15 protein-coding genes are annotated in these 15,387 nt (G+C 58.5%); 10 read left to right on the plus strand and 5 right to left on the minus strand.

All coding sequences use genetic code 11. The annotated features are described in order from the left end of the window. Window positions 1-126: 126 nt before the first annotated feature. Together rsmD and B3797_RS06530 are read left to right on the plus strand one after the other, a co-directional pair. Window positions 127-726 (plus strand): 16S rRNA (guanine(966)-N(2))-methyltransferase, encoded by a 600-nt coding sequence (gene rsmD / locus B3797_RS06525; protein ID WP_126689822.1) that lies wholly within the window; start codon window positions 127-129, stop codon window positions 724-726. Continuing rightward, entirely contained in the window at window positions 716-988 is a 273-nt protein-coding gene (locus tag B3797_RS06530) for a DUF1145 family protein (RefSeq protein ID WP_311784053.1), read from the plus strand. Before rsmD ends, B3797_RS06530 begins: the two co-directional genes overlap by 11 nt. 100 nt (window positions 989-1,088) lie before the next feature. Here the strand turns inward: B3797_RS06530 and B3797_RS06535 are convergent, their stop codons facing one another. Further along, window positions 1,089-1,445 (minus strand): DUF2500 domain-containing protein, encoded by a 357-nt coding sequence (locus B3797_RS06535; RefSeq protein WP_120457184.1) that lies wholly within the window; start codon window positions 1,443-1,445, stop codon window positions 1,089-1,091. A 158-nt stretch (window positions 1,446-1,603) separates the two neighbouring features. Here B3797_RS06535 and B3797_RS06540 point away from each other — a divergent pair, with 158 nt between their 5' ends. Together B3797_RS06540 and B3797_RS06545 are read left to right on the plus strand one after the other, a co-directional pair. Next, the gene (locus B3797_RS06540; protein WP_311790675.1) at window positions 1,604-2,233 is read left to right on the plus strand and encodes a lysoplasmalogenase; all 630 of its coding nucleotides are present in this window, start codon (window positions 1,604-1,606) and stop codon (window positions 2,231-2,233) included. A gap of 86 nt (window positions 2,234-2,319) precedes the next feature. Beyond that, window positions 2,320-4,596, plus strand: coding sequence for a zinc/cadmium/mercury/lead-transporting ATPase (locus B3797_RS06545; protein WP_311790676.1), 2,277 nt, complete (start codon window positions 2,320-2,322; stop codon window positions 4,594-4,596). Window positions 4,597-4,611: 15 nt separating this feature from the next. On the opposite strand, the gene tusA is transcribed toward B3797_RS06545, so the two are convergent. Beyond that, entirely contained in the window at window positions 4,612-4,863 is a 252-nt protein-coding gene (tusA, locus tag B3797_RS06550) for a sulfurtransferase TusA (protein WP_103796303.1), read from the minus strand. 201 nt (window positions 4,864-5,064) lie between these two features. Here tusA and B3797_RS06555 point away from each other — a divergent pair, with 201 nt between their 5' ends. Together B3797_RS06555 and B3797_RS06560 are read left to right on the plus strand one after the other, a co-directional pair. Next, window positions 5,065-5,730 carry a 7-cyano-7-deazaguanine/7-aminomethyl-7-deazaguanine transporter gene (locus tag B3797_RS06555; protein WP_311790677.1) on the plus strand — a complete coding sequence of 222 codons (666 nt, stop codon included), beginning with the start codon at window positions 5,065-5,067 and terminating at the stop codon, window positions 5,728-5,730. Window positions 5,731-5,847: 117 nt separating this feature from the next. Continuing rightward, the gene (locus B3797_RS06560; RefSeq protein ID WP_126689825.1) at window positions 5,848-6,402 is read left to right on the plus strand and encodes a DcrB family lipoprotein; all 555 of its coding nucleotides are present in this window, start codon (window positions 5,848-5,850) and stop codon (window positions 6,400-6,402) included. An 84-nt stretch (window positions 6,403-6,486) separates the two neighbouring features. Here B3797_RS06560 and B3797_RS06565 read toward each other — a convergent pair whose 3' ends face one another. Beyond that, window positions 6,487-8,400 (minus strand): bifunctional 5-dehydro-2-deoxygluconokinase/5-dehydro-2-deoxyphosphogluconate aldolase, encoded by a 1,914-nt coding sequence (locus tag B3797_RS06565; RefSeq protein WP_311790678.1) that lies wholly within the window; start codon window positions 8,398-8,400, stop codon window positions 6,487-6,489. Between the two features lie 535 nt (window positions 8,401-8,935). Here B3797_RS06565 and iolD point away from each other — a divergent pair. The 4 genes from iolD (at window position 8,936) to B3797_RS06585 (ending at window position 13,972) form a co-directional block, all read left to right on the plus strand. Next, window positions 8,936-10,876 (plus strand): 3D-(3,5/4)-trihydroxycyclohexane-1,2-dione acylhydrolase (decyclizing), encoded by a 1,941-nt coding sequence (iolD, locus tag B3797_RS06570; RefSeq protein WP_311790679.1) that lies wholly within the window; start codon window positions 8,936-8,938, stop codon window positions 10,874-10,876. Between the two features lie 56 nt (window positions 10,877-10,932). Then, window positions 10,933-11,949, plus strand: a complete 1,017-nt coding sequence (locus tag B3797_RS06575; RefSeq protein ID WP_311790680.1) for a Gfo/Idh/MocA family oxidoreductase — start codon at window positions 10,933-10,935, stop codon at window positions 11,947-11,949. Between the two features lie 57 nt (window positions 11,950-12,006). Next, the gene (iolE, locus tag B3797_RS06580) at window positions 12,007-12,903 is read left to right on the plus strand and encodes a myo-inosose-2 dehydratase (RefSeq protein WP_311790681.1); all 897 of its coding nucleotides are present in this window, start codon (window positions 12,007-12,009) and stop codon (window positions 12,901-12,903) included. A 229-nt stretch (window positions 12,904-13,132) separates the two neighbouring features. After that, window positions 13,133-13,972, plus strand: coding sequence for a MurR/RpiR family transcriptional regulator (locus tag B3797_RS06585; protein ID WP_311784044.1), 840 nt, complete (start codon window positions 13,133-13,135; stop codon window positions 13,970-13,972). A gap of 67 nt (window positions 13,973-14,039) precedes the next feature. Here B3797_RS06585 and iolB read toward each other — a convergent pair whose 3' ends face one another. Both iolB and B3797_RS06595 read right to left on the minus strand, forming a co-directional pair. Then, window positions 14,040-14,852: a 5-deoxy-glucuronate isomerase gene (gene iolB / locus B3797_RS06590; RefSeq protein ID WP_120457165.1), complete on the minus strand. Its 813-nt coding sequence runs from the start codon at window positions 14,850-14,852 to the stop codon at window positions 14,040-14,042. Between the two features lie 85 nt (window positions 14,853-14,937). Next, on the minus strand, window positions 14,938-15,387 hold a 450-nt coding region (locus tag B3797_RS06595; protein WP_311790682.1), incomplete at its 5' end, for an aldehyde dehydrogenase family protein.

Raw genomic sequence — 15,387 nt, forward strand, 5'->3', positions numbered from 1 at the left:
TATGACTTCAGCAACTCACTAGTCTAACACTTTCCAGCCAGCGCACCACAGCACCCTTTTTTACCGTTTCTTCTCACCGATTCGCCCGTTAAACTACGCAACAAATTATGACGAGTTGTGAGCAAGATGAGTAAAACCCCTCGTGGCACAGGCGGTGCCGGACAAATCCGCATCATCGGCGGTCAGTGGCGCGGACGCAAACTGCCGGTGCCAGACAGCGCCGGGCTGCGCCCTACTACCGATCGCGTTCGCGAAACCCTGTTTAACTGGCTGGCGCCCGTTCTGCAGCAGGCGCGCTGTCTCGACTGCTTCGCCGGCAGCGGCGCGCTCGGTCTGGAGGCGCTGTCGCGCTTTGCCGCGTCGGTGACGCTGCTGGAACTGGAACGTTCGGTGGCGCAACAGCTGGAGAAGAATGTACAAACCCTGCGCGCCAGCGACGCGCAGGTGATCAACGCCAATACCCTTAACTGGCTGGCCGCTTCCGGCGAGCCTTATGATGTGGTATTCGTTGATCCGCCGTTCCGCAAAGGTCTGCTGGAGCAAACGCTGCAGCTGCTGGAGCAAAATGGCTGGCTGGCGGACGAGGCGATGATCTATGTAGAGAGCGAAGTGGAACACGGCGCGCCGCCGGTGCCTACCAGCTGGGCGCTGCATCGCGAAAAGATCGCCGGGCAAGTGGCGTATCGTTTATATCACCGACAACAGGAGACATCCGATGTTGCTTAATTTAGGTCGCCTGTTGATGCTGTGCGTCTGGGCTTTTTTACTGTTCAACCTGGTAGACCCCTACCCTAAACCGCTGCGCTATTTTATCCACGTCGCGCTGTTCTTTATGGTGCTGATGCACGGTCTGCAGCTGACGCTGCTGCGCGCAACCCAGCCGAAAGACGCGCCGCCGATCGATCGCTGGACGCAGACGAAAATCTTTCTCTTTGGCGTCTTTGAGCTGCTGGCGTGGCAGAAGGCCAATTTCCCTAAGAAGAAGTAAGCGCGGCGATCAAACGGCTGACAACGCTCGCGGCCGGATGAGCGGAACGACAAGCAAAGCGTTCCGCCTCGCCCGCGCTGCCGCGGCATCCCGTCAGCGCCTACTGTACCGGCGTAAAGCTGACGAAGCGCGATCCCTGCATTTTCAGCTCTCCTTTCGCGCCGGTATCCATCTGGTTGTAATCGCGCTCGCCCACAATCGCTTTAATGTCGCTGGCACCATTCAGAGGATGGAACCAGGCTTCATAACGCATATCTTCGCCTGCGATCGTTTCCCGCTGGCGTGAACGCCGGTTAGGCGACGGATATTCCCGCTTGGTTTTCACCTTCACCGTCAGCGTGCGCACCGGTGAGGCGTCGTTGACCGCCGCTTCGCGCCGCTGCCTGATAAACTGACGAGTCGCCAGTACGGCGATAACGGCCAGTACGATAAAAAAGAGTAGCGGTGGTTTGCTCATGGTTTTTTCTCGTCTCGTTAAGCTCTGAAAAGCAATGCGGGGGAAGCATACAACCAGAGTTGCCTCATTGTCACATTGCGAAGCCGTAACCTAAACTGGGATCGACTTATTGGGAATTTTCACCATCTGATGGACAGGTTGTCCTTAAGGGAGCAGCAATGCTTTGGTCATTTCTTGCGGTACTTTTTTCCGGTTGGCTCTATGTTGATGCCTCCTATCGCGGCCCGCAGTGGCAGCGCTGGCTATTCAAACCTATCACTCTGCTATTAATGGTCGGCTGGGCCTGGCAGGCGCCGGTGCTGAAACCCACCGATTACCTGATTATCGCCGGGCTTATCGCGACGCTGGTCGGCGATGCGCTGTTACTGTTGCCGCGTCAGCAGATGCTCTATGCGCTGGGCGCGTTCTTTCTCTCTCATCTGCTCTATACCATCTGCTTCGCCGCCAGCATGACGATGACCTTCTACTGGCCGATTCCATTGACCCTGTTGATTATCGGCGTAGTCACCATCGCGGTGATCTGGAGCCGTCTGGAGACGCTGCGCTGGCCGGTTTGCACGCTGATCGGCATGACGCTGGTGATGACATGGCTGGCCGCTGAGCAGTACGTTTTCCGCCCTACGGATGACAGCTTCACGCTGGTCGTAGGCGCAAGCCTGCTGCTGCTGGCGAATATCGTCTGGTTTGTCAGCCACTATCGCCGCCGCTTCAGCGCCGACAGCGCCATCGTCGCCGCCTGTTACTTCGCCGGGCACTTTATGATTGTTCGCTCGCTCTGGCTCTACTAGTGCAAAACCGGTCTTGACTCTGGAGTCGACTCCAGAGTGTAGGATGCAGTAGCGGGCGGCGTCGCCCGCCCGTTACTGGAGGTTCTATGCACCAACATCGTCACGCCTGCGGCTGCGGCCGTCCAGGCACCACTCATTCCGCAACCAAACCCCTGTGCGCCCTGCCTGGCGCCTCGTCCGTTCGTCTTAATATCAAGGCCGCCACGCCCGTACAGCCTGAATGCAGCGGTGGCTGCTGCGAGGCTGATAGCAGCCCCGGCGGCGATGGGGACGAAGAGGGCGACAGGCGCGGCTCCTGGCACTTTAGCTGGCGCGTCAGCGGCATGGATTGTCCCAGCTGTGCCCGCACCGTCGAAACCGCCGTTAGCCAGTTGCCCCAGGTGGTTCACACGCGCGTCATCTTCGCCAGCGAAAAGCTGCTGGTGGACGCCAGCGATGATATCGCCGCCGCCGTTGAACAGGCCGTCGCGCGCGCCGGTTTCTCGCTAGTCAGCGAGACGACGCCGCCCCGCCCCGCTTCCCGCTGGCGCGAGAACCAAACCCTGTTGATACTCGCCGTTATGATGCTCGCCAGCTTTACGCTGAGCCGCTTCATGCCGCGCTGGGGCGACGCGCTGTTTATCGCCACCACGCTGACTGGATTATGGCCGGTGGCGCGTGACGCGTGGCGACGCGCGCGCAGCGGCTCGGCCTTTACTATCGAAATGCTGATGAGCGTCGCCGCCGCTGGCGCGCTGCTGATTGGCGCCCATGCCGAAGCGGCGATGGTGCTGCTGCTGTTTCTGCTGGGCGAACGACTGGAAGCCTTTGCCGCCGCGCGTGCGCGCAGCGGCGTTACGCAACTGATGGCGCTGCGTCCGGAAAACGCCGTACGGATAAAAGGCGAGGTGCGGGAAACCGTGGCGCTGACGGCGCTGCGGCCCGGAGACGTGATCGAGGTCGCGGCTGGCGGACGCCTGCCGGTCGATGGCCGCCTGCTGAGCGACGAAGCGAGCCTGGACGAAAGCGCACTAACCGGCGAGTCGCTGCCGGTTACGCGTGAAAAGGGCGATGCGCTGCTGGCGGGCGCTACCAGCGTGGATCGCCTGATTCAGCTTGAGGTGACCTCGAAACCAGGCGAAAGCGCCATCGACCGTATTCTGACGCTGATAGAAGAGGCCGACAGCCATCGCGCGCCGGTGGAGCGCTTTATCGATCGCTTTAGCCGCATCTATACGCCGCTGATTATGCTGCTGGCTGCGCTGGTGATGGTGGTGCCGCCGCTGCTCGGTTTCGGCGCCTGGCTGCCGTGGGTTTATAAAGGGCTGACGCTGCTGCTGATCGGCTGCCCCTGCGCGCTGGTGATCGCCACGCCTGCCGCCATTACCTCCGGCCTCGCCGCCGCCGCGCGTCAGGGCGCGTTGATTAAAGGCGGCGCAGCGCTGGAACGTCTCAGCCAGATACGCGCCATCGCCTTCGACAAAACCGGTACCCTGACGCAGGGCAAGCCGCAGGTCGCTGCCGTACTCTGCTTCGCCACGCTGTCACAGGATGAGCTGCTGGCGCTGGCGGCGTCGGTGGAACAGGGTTCAACCCATCCGCTGGCGGCGGCGATCGTTGCGGCCGCCAGGGAGCGGCAGCTGACGCTACCCTCCGCAAGCCAGCAGGTGACGCTGGCGGGCAGCGGCATCGCCGCGCAGGTCGAGGGCGCGCAGGTGGAACTGCTGTCCCCTGGCCGCGTTGACGTCCTGACCGCCGCACAGCGCGCGCAGATTGTCGGGCAGGAAGAACAGGGACAAACGCTGGTGGCGATCCTGCGCGACGGCGAACCTTTGGGCGCGCTGGCGCTGCGCGATAACCTGCGCAACGATGCGCAGGCCGCGCTGGCGGCATTAAAGAAAATGGGCATCGAAAGCATGATGCTCACCGGCGACAACCCGCGCGCCGCGGCAGCGATCGCTCGCGAACTCGACATCGATTTTCGCGCCGCTCTGCTGCCCGCCGATAAGGTCGATGCTGTTCGCGCGCTGGGCCAGCAGCAGCCGCTGGCGATGGTGGGCGACGGCATCAACGATGCGCCCGCGATGAAAGCGGCCACCATCGGTATCGCCATGGGCAGCGGCAGCGATATCGCGCTGGAGACTGCCGACGCCGCGCTGACGCGCGACGCCTTGCCGCTGCTGCCGTCGCTGGTGGCGCTGGCGCGGCGCACGCGCGCCACGCTACGGCAGAATATCGCCATTGCGCTGGGGCTGAAGGCGCTGTTTCTGGTGACAACGCTGCTGGGCCTGACTGGCTTATGGCTGGCGGTGGTCGCTGACTCTGGCGCGACGGCGCTGGTGACCGCTAACGCGCTGCGCCTGCTGCGCACGCGTCGGGAATAACGCGCGACAGGACGATCAGGCGCCGAGACCCTTCTGGATCAGATAGTGATAAGGCAGGGTTTCGGTTTGCTGCGCCAGCAGGCGGTGTTCCATAAAGCGGCAGAAGCCGGGAATATCGCGCGTAGTGGCCGGATCGTCGGCGATAATCAACAGCGTTTCCCCGTCCTGCATAGTGCGGACCGTTTTACGCACCATCATTACCGGCTCCGGGCAACGCAGGCCCAGGGCATCCAGCTGATGGTCGGCATGGGAGAAGTTGTCGCTCATAAATCACTCGGTTCTAAACAGGGGCGCTCATTTTAACGCGCCCGCCCGCAGACGCAAGACGAGAACGATTGCGTTAAAATTAACCATTGCGTAAATAGCACAACGCGGTAAGATGCCGCGGTTTTTACATTCGGTACCGTCGCGCAGGCTCCGCTTTGCGCGGCAATGGGTTCCCTCACCCCAATATGAAAAAGGTCCATTATGATCGCATTTTCTTCGCGTCAGCGTCAGCATGCGCTGGTCTGGCTATCCCTGTTTCATCTGCTGGTGATTATCTCCAGTAACTATCTGGTGCAGCTGCCGGTTTCCGTTTTTGGCTTCAACACCACCTGGGGCGCATTCAGCTTCCCGTTTATCTTTCTGGCGACTGACCTGACGGTGCGTATTTTCGGCGCCCCGCTGGCGCGCCGCATTATCCTGGCGGTAATGATCCCGGCGCTGTTTGTCTCCTATTTGGTCTCAAGTCTGTTTTATCAGGGCCAGTGGCAGGGCTTCGCCGCGCTGCATCACGTCAACCTGTTCGTTGCGCGCATCGCCTGCGCCAGCTTTATGGCCTATGCGCTGGGACAGATCCTCGACGTCCATGTCTTTAACCGTCTGCGCCAGCTGCCGCAGTGGTGGATTGCGCCCGGCTGCGCGATGTTCCTCGGCAATATCAGCGATACGCTCGCCTTTTTCTTTATCGCCTTTTATAAAAGCACCGATCCCTTTATGGCCGCGCACTGGGTAGAGATCGCGCTGGTGGACTACAGCTTTAAAGTGCTGATCTGCCTTGTCTTCTTCCTGCCCGCTTATGGCGTACTGCTCAATGCAATGCTGAAACGTCTGACAGAACGTTCACAGCGCCCGCAGATTAATTTCGGCTAAACGGACATAGAGCGTTTCGCTGCGACCCGCTAAGATCTGCTGACAATCGGGCGGTTGCTTTTGCCGCCTGATTCGAGTTGTATGAACGCCTTACTGGAATCAAATAAAGGGATTCAGATGCGAAACTTAGTGAAATATGCGGGTATTGGCTTACTGGTGCTGGGCCTGGCGGCCTGCGATCAGAAGAAAGATGACGCGGCTGGCAGCAATGGCACCAGCGCCAGCCAGTCGTCGCAGAACGTAACGCTGATGGACGGTAAGCTGAGCTTCTCGCTGCCGGCCGGCATGTCGGACAAGAGCGGCAAGCTGGGCAACCAGACCACCAATATGCACGTATACGCCGATGAAACCGGCGCGCGCGCCATTATTGTGATCGCAGGCGACGCCACCAGCGAAGGGCTGGACGTGCTGGCGCAGCGTCTGGAACAGCAGCAACGCAACCGCGACCCACAGCTGCAGGTGGTGTCTGACAAAGCGATTACCCTGAAAGATCAGCCTGCGCAGCGTCTGGACAGCGTAGTGTCGGCCAATAATCAGACCTCCTGGTCCTCAGTAATCCTGGCGAAAGTCGACGGTAAACTGCTGACGCTGCAGATCACTCTGCCAGGCGACAACCAGCAGCAGGCGCAGAGCGATGCGGACAGCATTATCCAGAGCATCACGCTGAAATAACAATGTTTTTAAGAATGGCTGAAAGCCTGAGATAAGAACTGACAGATAAAAACGGCGGGAATTTTCCCGCCGTTTTTTTAGCTGTTAACCGCGCGCGGCGCGCCAGTAGTCGATCAGCCGCAGATAGTTGCCCTTCACCTTCTCTATGAGCGCCCCATCATCCAGCTCGCCCTGCAGCCACTGGCGCGACGGCTGGCCGAAGATAGTACGACCGACCGCAAAGCCTTTCACCCAGGGCGCTTTCGCCGCAGCGGCGAAGCCAGCCTTCAGCTTCTCTTCCGGCGCGTCGAGACCCAGCAGCAAAATGCCGCGGCAATGAGGATCCTGCTGCTCGATCAGGCCGCTAATCGCCTGCCAGCTCTTCGCCGACAGCGGCGGCAGCTTCCACCAGTCGGGCTGGATGCCCATCTGATAAAAGTGGCTGAGGATCTCAAGATAGTAGGCCTCGTTATGATCGGGATTGCTCTCCGGCAGAATGACTTCCAGCAGCAGCTCGTGCCCGCTCTTGTTGCAGCCGTTCCAGACGTCAAGCACCAGATCGTCCTGCTCTTTGCGCATTTCGGCGCTGTCGTGCGGATGGTAGAACACCAGGCATTTCACGACATGCTCCGCCGGCCAGTCGATCAGCTGCGAGCCGATATTGCCATGCTCCAGGCGCAGCGGCCGCGAGCTGGGCATTTCGATAGGACGGCCAATCCACCACCCTTTGCCGGTAATGGCGTTCAGCGCTTTCTGGCCATAAGTGGTATCGGCAAGAATACCGCTCTTGTTCTCCAGCCCGGCCTCGCGCGCCGCCTCTTCAGCCGCCTTCAGCAGCAGCACTTTCAGCGCCGGGATTTTGCTCTCGTCGACGCCCGCTTCGCGCGCCATATCGGCCAGCTGTTTGCGATGGTCAAAGGCGAATACGTTCAGCTCCGGCCACTGCTGTTTGCGCGTGGTCACGCGATGCAGGTGATTTAAACGCGCGTCGAGATCGGGGCGCTTCACCTCTTTATCGCGGCTGAGGAAATCATCCAGCTCCTCTTTGGTCGGCATCGCCGGGGCGCAGCCGTGACGCGACACCACCAGCGCGCCGCAGGCATTGGCGTAACGACACGCCTGTTCCCAGCCTTCGTCGTTGAGCCAGCCGCGCAGCAGGCCGGACATAAAGGCATCGCCCGCGCCCAGCACGTTTAATACATCAACCCGTACGCCGCTTTGCAGCTTCGTCTGTTCCCAGGACTCGGGAATATCACCCTCAAATACCACGCAGCCCAGCGGGCCGCGCTTACAGACCAGCGTCGCCTGAGTCGCCTGGCGCACATTTTTCAGTGCCGTAAGCGTATCGGTGCTGCCGCCGGCGATATGAAATTCCTCTTCCGTACCGACAATCAGATCGAAATAGTGAATCACTTCCTGTAGCTGTCGCGTCACCTGTTCAGACTCGATAAAACGCGTTTCGCCGTCGCCGAGTGAGGTCAGGCCCCACAATACCGGACGATAGTCGATATCCAGCGCGGTGCGCAGGCCGTTGCGCTTTGCGATATCCAGCGCTTTCAGCACCGCGGCGCGCGTCTGCGGATGCGAAAGATGGGTGCCGGTTACGGCGACCGCGCGCGACGAAGTGATAAAATCTTCATCAATATCGCCCGGCACCAGTGCCATATCGGCGCAGTTATCGCGGTAGAAAATCAGCGGAAAGGTCTCTTCATCTTTGATGCCCAGAATCACCAGTCCGGTCAGACGCTGCTTATCGGTAATCAGTCCGTCGGTATTACACCCTACGCGATTCAGCTCTTCGCGCAGAAAGCGGCCGTTATGCTCATCGCCGACGCGCGCCAGCATCGCTGATTTCAGCCCCTGAATCGCGGTGCCATAGGCGACGTTGCCGGAGGAGCCGCCGAGATATTTAGCAAACGTGCTCATATCCTCCAGCCGCGCACCAATTTGCTGACCATAAAGGTCAACGGCGATGCGCCCAATACAAATCACATCAAGCCGCTTCTTTTCTGTATTCATACCTGTGGTTTCCTTCTGTGATAAGCAGACACGCGTGCAAGGGAGCAGGCATCCCGGCGTGCGTCTGGGGGTTGGCCTTTGCCAGACTAACGATAAAGAAATTATGAGGAATAAAAATTCCAAATTCAATATGGAATGAAACATCCATCGCGATTTTGTGAACCAGGTATTACTCTGCGCCACCTGCGCTTCACGCGCGCAATGTTTCATCCGTTTCGCGCAGCAGCAGGGGTGTGAGGCGGATCGCAGAAAAAGCTGAGCCTTTGCAGGAAGCCGCTGAATTTAAATGAAAACTTCCAGAGTCTCTGCTTTTCGCGTTTCTTGTTTCACTTAGCCCGCTTCGGCATCCCTCTGACGCTGCGTTTCACGGTTAAATTTGATCTCAATCGCAAAATGAAATGTTTCTTCTGTAATCGTGTTTTATGAAAAATATATTTGTTTATAATCGCTTCAAGTTTCAGTTACCTGCGGTCGCCCTTCGCGAACGCCACGTCGCTAACCTGTCACCAGGTTGCAGCATGTAAAGGAAAAGTCTATGGCCACAATCAGAATGACCACCGCGCAGGCGCTGGTTAAGTTTCTTGATAATCAATACATTAATGTCGACGGCGTGGAAACGAAGTTTGTGAAAGGCCTCTTCGCCATTTTCGGTCACGGCAACGTGCTGGGCCTGGGGCAAGCGCTGGAACAGGACAGCGGCGATCTGATTGTGCATCAGGGCCGTAATGAGCAGGGAATGGCGCACGCCGCGATGGGCTTCGCCAAACAGTCTCTGCGCCGCCAGATTATCGCCTGCAGCTCATCGGTTGGCCCTGGTGCCGCCAATATGATCACCGCAGCGGCCACCGCCACTGCGAACCGCATTCCGCTGCTGCTGCTGCCGGGCGATGTCTTCGCCACGCGCCAGCCCGATCCGGTACTGCAGCAGATCGAACAGAGTTACGATCTCAGCATCAGCACCAACGACGCCTTCCGCGCCGTAAGCAAATACTGGGATCGCGTCAGCCGTCCTGAACAGCTGATGACCGCCTGCATTAACGCCATGCGCGTGCTGACCGACCCCGCCGAAACCGGCGCGGTGACAATTGCGCTGCCGCAGGACGTGCAGGGCGAAGCCTGGGATTTCCCGGACTACTTCTTCCAGAAGCGCGTGCACCGTCTCGATCGCCGTCTGCCGACCGCCGCGCAGCTTGATGACGCGCTGGCGCTGATCGTACGCAAACGCAAGCCGATGATCGTGCTGGGCGGCGGCGTGAAATATTCTGAAGCGGGCGAGGCGCTGCGTCAGTTCGCTGAACGCTACCAGATTCCGTTCGCCGAAACTCAGGCGGGCAAAGGCACTATCGTCTCCGACCATCCTCTTAATGTCGGCGGCGTTGGTGAAACCGGCTGTCTGGCCGCCAACCTGCTGGCAAAAGAGGCGGATCTGGTGATTGGCGTGGGCACCCGCTACACCGACTTCACCACCGCATCGAAATGGATTTTCCAGAACCCGGATGTCAGCTTCCTTAACGTCAACGTCAGCAATTTCGACAGCTACAAGCTCGACGGCGTGCAGCTGCTGGCCGACGCGCGTGAAGGGCTCGTCGCGCTGGAGGCGGGACTGGCGGATAAGAACTACAGCAACGACTGGGGCAGCCAGATCGAGCAGGCGCAAAGCAAACTGCTGAAAGAGACGCAGCGCGTCTATCAGGTGGAATATACCGGCGAGGGCTTTATTCCGGAGATTGCCGACCATATCGATCGCGACGCAGTATTCGCCGAATTTAATCGTCTTACCCAGTCGGTGCTCACCCAGAGCCGCGTGCTCGGCACGCTAAATGAGCAACTCCCAAAGGATGCAGTGATTGTGGCGGCAGCGGGCAGTCTGCCGGGCGATCTGCAGCGCGTCTGGCGCACCCGCGACTACAACTCGTATCACGTTGAGTACGGCTACTCCTGCATGGGCTATGAGGTGAACGCCGCGCTGGGCGCGAAGCTGGCGCAGCCGCATCGCGAGGTCTACGCGCTGCTGGGCGACGGCTCTTTTATGATGCTGCACTCCGAGCTGGTCACCTCGATTCAGGAGCGCGCCAAGATCAACGTGGTGCTGTTCGACAACATGACCAACGGCTGCATTAACAACCTGCAGATGGAACACGGTATGGACAGCTTCACCACCGAATTCCGCTTCCGCAATCCAGAAGGCGGCAAGCTGGACGGCGGCTTCGTGCCGGTGGACTTCGCCGCCATCGCGGCGGGCTACGGCTGTAAAACCTATCGTGTTACCACGCTGGATCAACTTACCGCGGCGCTGGAAGATGCGCGTAAGCAGACGGTTTCCACGCTTATCGACATCAAGGTGCTGCCGAAGACCATGGTGCATAAATACTTCAGCTGGTGGCACGTCGGCGTGGCGCAGGCCTCTGAATCTGAACGCGTGCAGGCGGTAGCAGAAAAACTTAACGCCCATCTTGAGCAGGCGCGTAAATACTAATTTCCGGCCGGGAAACCGGCCTTTTATTCCTCGCTATAAACCCTACAGGTGTAATTATGACTTTGAAACTAGGCGTTATCGGTGCTGGCGCAATCGGCCAGGAACACATTCGTCGCTGCAACAATGTCCTGCAGGGGGCAAAAGTTGTGGCGGTGTCGGATATTAACGTCGACGGCGCGCGCGCCGCGTTGCAGCGACTGAATATTGAAGCGGAAGTCTACGCAGACGGCCATCAGGTCATTCAGTCGCCGGAAGTGGATGCGATTCTGGTGACCTCCTGGGACCCGACGCATGAAGAATTTACGCTGGCGGCTATCGCCGCAGGCAAGCCGGTGTTCTGCGAAAAACCGCTGGCGATGAGCGCGGAAGGCTGTCGCCGCGTGGTAGATGCGGAGATTAAACACGGCAAGCGCCTGGTGCAGGTCGGCTTTATGCGCCCTTACGATGCGGGCTACCGCGCGCTGAAAAAAGTGATTACCGAAGGCGGCATTGGCGAACCGCTAATGCTGCACTGCGCGCACCGCAACCCGGCTGTGCCGGAGAGCTACACCACTGATATGGCGATCACTAATACGCTGATCCACGAGCTGGACGTGCTGCGCTGGCTGACCAATGACGACTATAAAAGCGTACAGGTGGTCTTCCCACGCGTAACCTCAAAATCCCATGCTCGCCTGAAAGATCCGCAGATCGTGCTGTTTGAAACCCAGAAAGGGGTACGCATTGACGTCGAGATCTTCGTTAACTGCGCCTACGGTTACGATATCCAGTGCGAAGTCGTCGGTGAAACCGGCATCGCCAGACTGCCAGAACCTGCCTCAGTGCAGCTGCGCAGCGAAGCCAAACTCTCCACCACTATCCTGACCGACTGGAAGGATCGCTTTATCGAGGCGTATGACGTCGAACTGCAGGCCTTTATCAACGACGTGAAAGCGAGCCAGCTTACCGGACCTTCCGCCTGGGACGGCTTTGCCGCCTCGGTGGCCGCCGACGCCTGCCTGAAGGCGCAGCAGAGCGGCGCTATCGAGCCGGTCGAAATGCCGCCACGTCCGGCTTTCTACGACAAGAAATAAGCGTTTTCCTCTCCTTGCGGGCGGCTGCGGCCGCCCCGACCTGTCAGGACTAAACAGATGAACAAAGAGAACGTAAAACTGGCTATCGCGCCGATTGGCTGGACCAACGACGACATGCCGGAACTGGGGAAAGAGAACACCTTTCAGCAGACCGTAAGCGAAATGGCGCTGGCGGGCTTTACCGGCAGCGAAGTCGGCAGCAAATATCCGCGCGAGCCGGCGGTGTTGAAGCCGATGCTCGATATTCGCGGCATTGAGATTTGTAATGCCTGGTTTAGCACCTTCTTCGCTAACGGCGACAAGGCGAAAACCATTGATGAATTCGTCAATCATATGAACTTCCTGCACGCGATGGGCGCGCGCGTGATTGGCTGCTCCGAGCAGAGCAAAAGCATCCAGGGCACCACGCTGCCGGTGCTGGAGCAGAAGCCGATTTTCACAGATGAAGAGTGGCGTCTGACGGCCGAAGGCTACAACGAACTGGCGGAAATCGCGGCGGCGAAAGGGATGCGCGTCACGCTACACCATCATATGGGCACCGGCATTCAGACCGTAGAAGAGATCGACCGCTTTATGGCGATGACCAATGACAATGTTGGGCTGCTCTACGATACCGGCCATATTTACTATTCCGAAGGCTCGCAGCAGGCGATGCTCGACGTGCTGCAAAAATATCTGCCGCGTATTTTCCATGTGCATCTGAAGGATGTGCGCGATGAGGTCGTCGCAGAGGTGCGCAAAAATCATCTCTGCTTCCTCGATGGCGTGAAGAAAGGCACCTTCACCGTACCGGGCGACGGCGTTATCGACTTCAGGCCAGTGTTTAAAATTCTGGATGATTACGGCTATAAAGGCTGGATGGTGGTAGAAGCGGAACAGGATCCGGCACTGGCTAACCCGTTTGAATATGCGGTGAAAGCGCGCAAATATATTCGCGAAAACGCCGGGCTGTAAAAGCCTTTCCTGTGCGATCCTGCGCCGCCTCACGGGGCGCAGGATTTTTAAATCCGCTTTATCTCTGGGTTTTCACTGCCATTCCCACCCTATTCCCCGCATTATGTGAGGCAATTCATAAACCCATGAAATAAATCCCGCCCCGGGCGCAAACAAATGAAATTTTCCATTCATCTGGTACTATAGCGCTCATTATCCAGCCATATTTCTTTTTTAACGGGCCGAAGTAATGACCAATAACCCTACTCAACTCTCCCTGTTACAGGATGATATTCGTCGACGCTATGAAACGCTGAGCAAGCGACTGAAGCAGGTGGCTCGTTATATTCTTGATAACAGCAACAGCATCGCCTTTGATACCGTGGCTTCTATTGCCGCTCAGGCTGACGTACCGCCGTCAACGCTTATTCGTTTCGCTAACGCGTTCGGCTTCAGCGGCTTCAACGAAATGAAACAGGTTTTTCGTCAGCACCTGATGGAAGAGACGGTTAACTATACCGAGCGCGCGCGCCTGTTCCGTCAGACCGCCACCGACGACGCTGCGACTTCGCCGGAAAGCCCGGTAGAAATCCTCAACGTCTTTACCATGGTCAACAGCCAGGCGCTGCAACAGCTGGCGATGCAGACTAATCCCGACCAGCTTAACAAAGCGGTGCAGTTGCTGAATGACGCTGAGAATATCTATGTAATCGGCCTGCGCCGCTCGTTCAGCGTCGCTTCCTATCTGGTCTATGCGCTGCGCCATCTTGAGCGCCGCGCTTTCCTGATCGACGGCCTGGGCGGCATGTTCACCGAACAGCTCAGCCTGGTAAACCCGAAAGATGTCGTTATCGCCATCAGCTATTCCCCTTATGCGCGCGAAGCGGTAGAGCTGGTAGAGATGGGCGCGAAGCGTGGCGCGCATCAGATCGCTATTACCGACAGCCAGGTGAGTCCGCTGGCAGCGTTCAGCGACGTCTGTTTTGTGGTGCGTGAAGCGCAGGTGGACGGCTTCCGTTCACAGGTCGCTTCGCTCTGTCTGGCGCAGACGCTGGCGGTATCGCTGGCGTTAAATAATGCCAGCACCTGAGTACCGATTTTGACAATAAAAAGGGCAACCCTGCGGTTGCCCTTTTCTTTTATGAACGCTGCTTCTGTTAGCCGCGCGGATAATTATCGCTGTTAACCCAGGCGTGATCTTTCTCCCAGGTAAATTTCCACAGCCGCACCGGCCCCGCCATCACGTTCAGATAGTAGTTGTTGTAACCTGCAATCGTCGCCACCGGATGGTAGCCACGCGGCACCGTCACAACGTCGCGGTTATAAGGTGCCATACAGGCATCCAGCGAGCGGTCGTCAGTGTAGACGCGCTGCATAGCGAACCCTTGCTCAGGATCGAAACGGTGATAGTAGGTTTCTTCCAGATAGGTTTCGTTTTCACTCTCTTGATCGTGCTTGTGGCTGGGGTAGGAGCTGGTATCGCCCTCGTCGGTATAGACCTCTACCACCAGCAGGCTGTCGGCTGGCTTATCGTCCGGCAGAATATTGTGCACCAGACGCTTATTGCGCCCTTTGCCGCGGTGTTCGACGCCGACGTCCGCTGGCGCGATCAGACGCGCCGGCAAATTGCCCTGGCTGGGCGCGTTGCAGACCGCCAGCTCCAGATCGCTGTCAGCGACGATCTCTACTTCGTCGTTATGCGGCACATAAACAGAATAAGGCGGAACGCGCTCGAACGGCGACATACGCTTGCCGATGCCAGGGAAGTCTGCATGGCGCGTTTTCACCGAGGCGAGCCCCGCTACCAGCACCAGACAAAGCTCTTTGTCGCCGCTGCTCAGTCGCAGAGTGTCGCCCTTTTTCAGCAGGTAGGCGTCAAAGCCGACATAGCGCCAGCCCGCGCTTTCCGGCGTCACGTGTTGGATACGACCGCTGGCGTCCGGCTGCTGCGCTTTTGCAAGAAAAGACATTCCACTCTCCTTTTTAACGTGAAAACAAGAAGCTACAGGCGCGTTGCCGCTGGCCTGTAGCTGTTATTATGACGTTGTGCGCTTATTAGCTCAGCGTCGGCATACTGAATTCCGATACCGTCTGCTGGCCGCTCGGCCAGCGCGCCGTAGCGGTCTTCATGCGGGTGTAGAAACGCACGCCGTCCGGCCCGTGTACGTTAAGCGCGCCGAACACTGAACGCTTCCAGCCACCGAAGCTGTGGAACGCCATCGGTACCGGCACCGGTACGTTGACGCCGACCATGCCCGCTTCCACGTTCTGCACGAACTCGCGCGCCGTGTTGCCGTTGCTGGTGAAAATGGCGCTACCGTTGCCGAACTCATGGCTGTTTACTAACTGCAACGCGCTGGCGTAGTCCGGTGCACGCATAATGCTCAGCACCGGCCCGAAAATCTCTTCGCGCCAGATAGTCATATCCGACGTCACGTTATCGAACAGCGTGCCGCCAACGTAGTAGCCTTCTGCGTGGCCCGGCACCTGGAAGTTGCGGCCGTC

Source organism: Pantoea sp. UBA5923 (assembly GCF_002431095.1).
Classification (GTDB): domain Bacteria; phylum Pseudomonadota; class Gammaproteobacteria; order Enterobacterales; family Enterobacteriaceae; genus Pantoea; species Pantoea piersonii.

Bases quoted from the DNA above. Each gene is read 5' to 3' on its own strand.
- B3797_RS06555 (WP_311790677.1), top strand. From the start codon at position 5,065: ATGATCGCATTTTCTTCGCGTCAGCGTCAGCATGCGCTGGTCTGGCTA.
- rsmD (WP_126689822.1), top strand. From the start codon at position 127: ATGAGTAAAACCCCTCGTGGCACAGGCGGTGCCGGACAAATCCGCATC.
- B3797_RS06540 (WP_311790675.1), top strand. From the start codon at position 1,604: ATGCTTTGGTCATTTCTTGCGGTACTTTTTTCCGGTTGGCTCTATGTT.
- B3797_RS06585 (WP_311784044.1), top strand. From the start codon at position 13,133: ATGACCAATAACCCTACTCAACTCTCCCTGTTACAGGATGATATTCGT.
- B3797_RS06565 (WP_311790678.1), bottom strand. From the start codon at position 8,400: ATGAATACAGAAAAGAAGCGGCTTGATGTGATTTGTATTGGGCGCATC.
- B3797_RS06535 (WP_120457184.1), bottom strand. From the start codon at position 1,445: ATGAGCAAACCACCGCTACTCTTTTTTATCGTACTGGCCGTTATCGCC.
- iolD (WP_311790679.1), top strand. From the start codon at position 8,936: ATGGCCACAATCAGAATGACCACCGCGCAGGCGCTGGTTAAGTTTCTT.
- B3797_RS06530 (WP_311784053.1), top strand. From the start codon at position 716: ATGTTGCTTAATTTAGGTCGCCTGTTGATGCTGTGCGTCTGGGCTTTT.
- B3797_RS06560 (WP_126689825.1), top strand. From the start codon at position 5,848: ATGCGAAACTTAGTGAAATATGCGGGTATTGGCTTACTGGTGCTGGGC.
- tusA (WP_103796303.1), bottom strand. From the start codon at position 4,863: ATGAGCGACAACTTCTCCCATGCCGACCATCAGCTGGATGCCCTGGGC.
- iolE (WP_311790681.1), top strand. From the start codon at position 12,007: ATGAACAAAGAGAACGTAAAACTGGCTATCGCGCCGATTGGCTGGACC.
- iolB (WP_120457165.1), bottom strand. From the start codon at position 14,852: ATGTCTTTTCTTGCAAAAGCGCAGCAGCCGGACGCCAGCGGTCGTATC.
- B3797_RS06575 (WP_311790680.1), top strand. From the start codon at position 10,933: ATGACTTTGAAACTAGGCGTTATCGGTGCTGGCGCAATCGGCCAGGAA.
- B3797_RS06545 (WP_311790676.1), top strand. From the start codon at position 2,320: ATGCACCAACATCGTCACGCCTGCGGCTGCGGCCGTCCAGGCACCACT.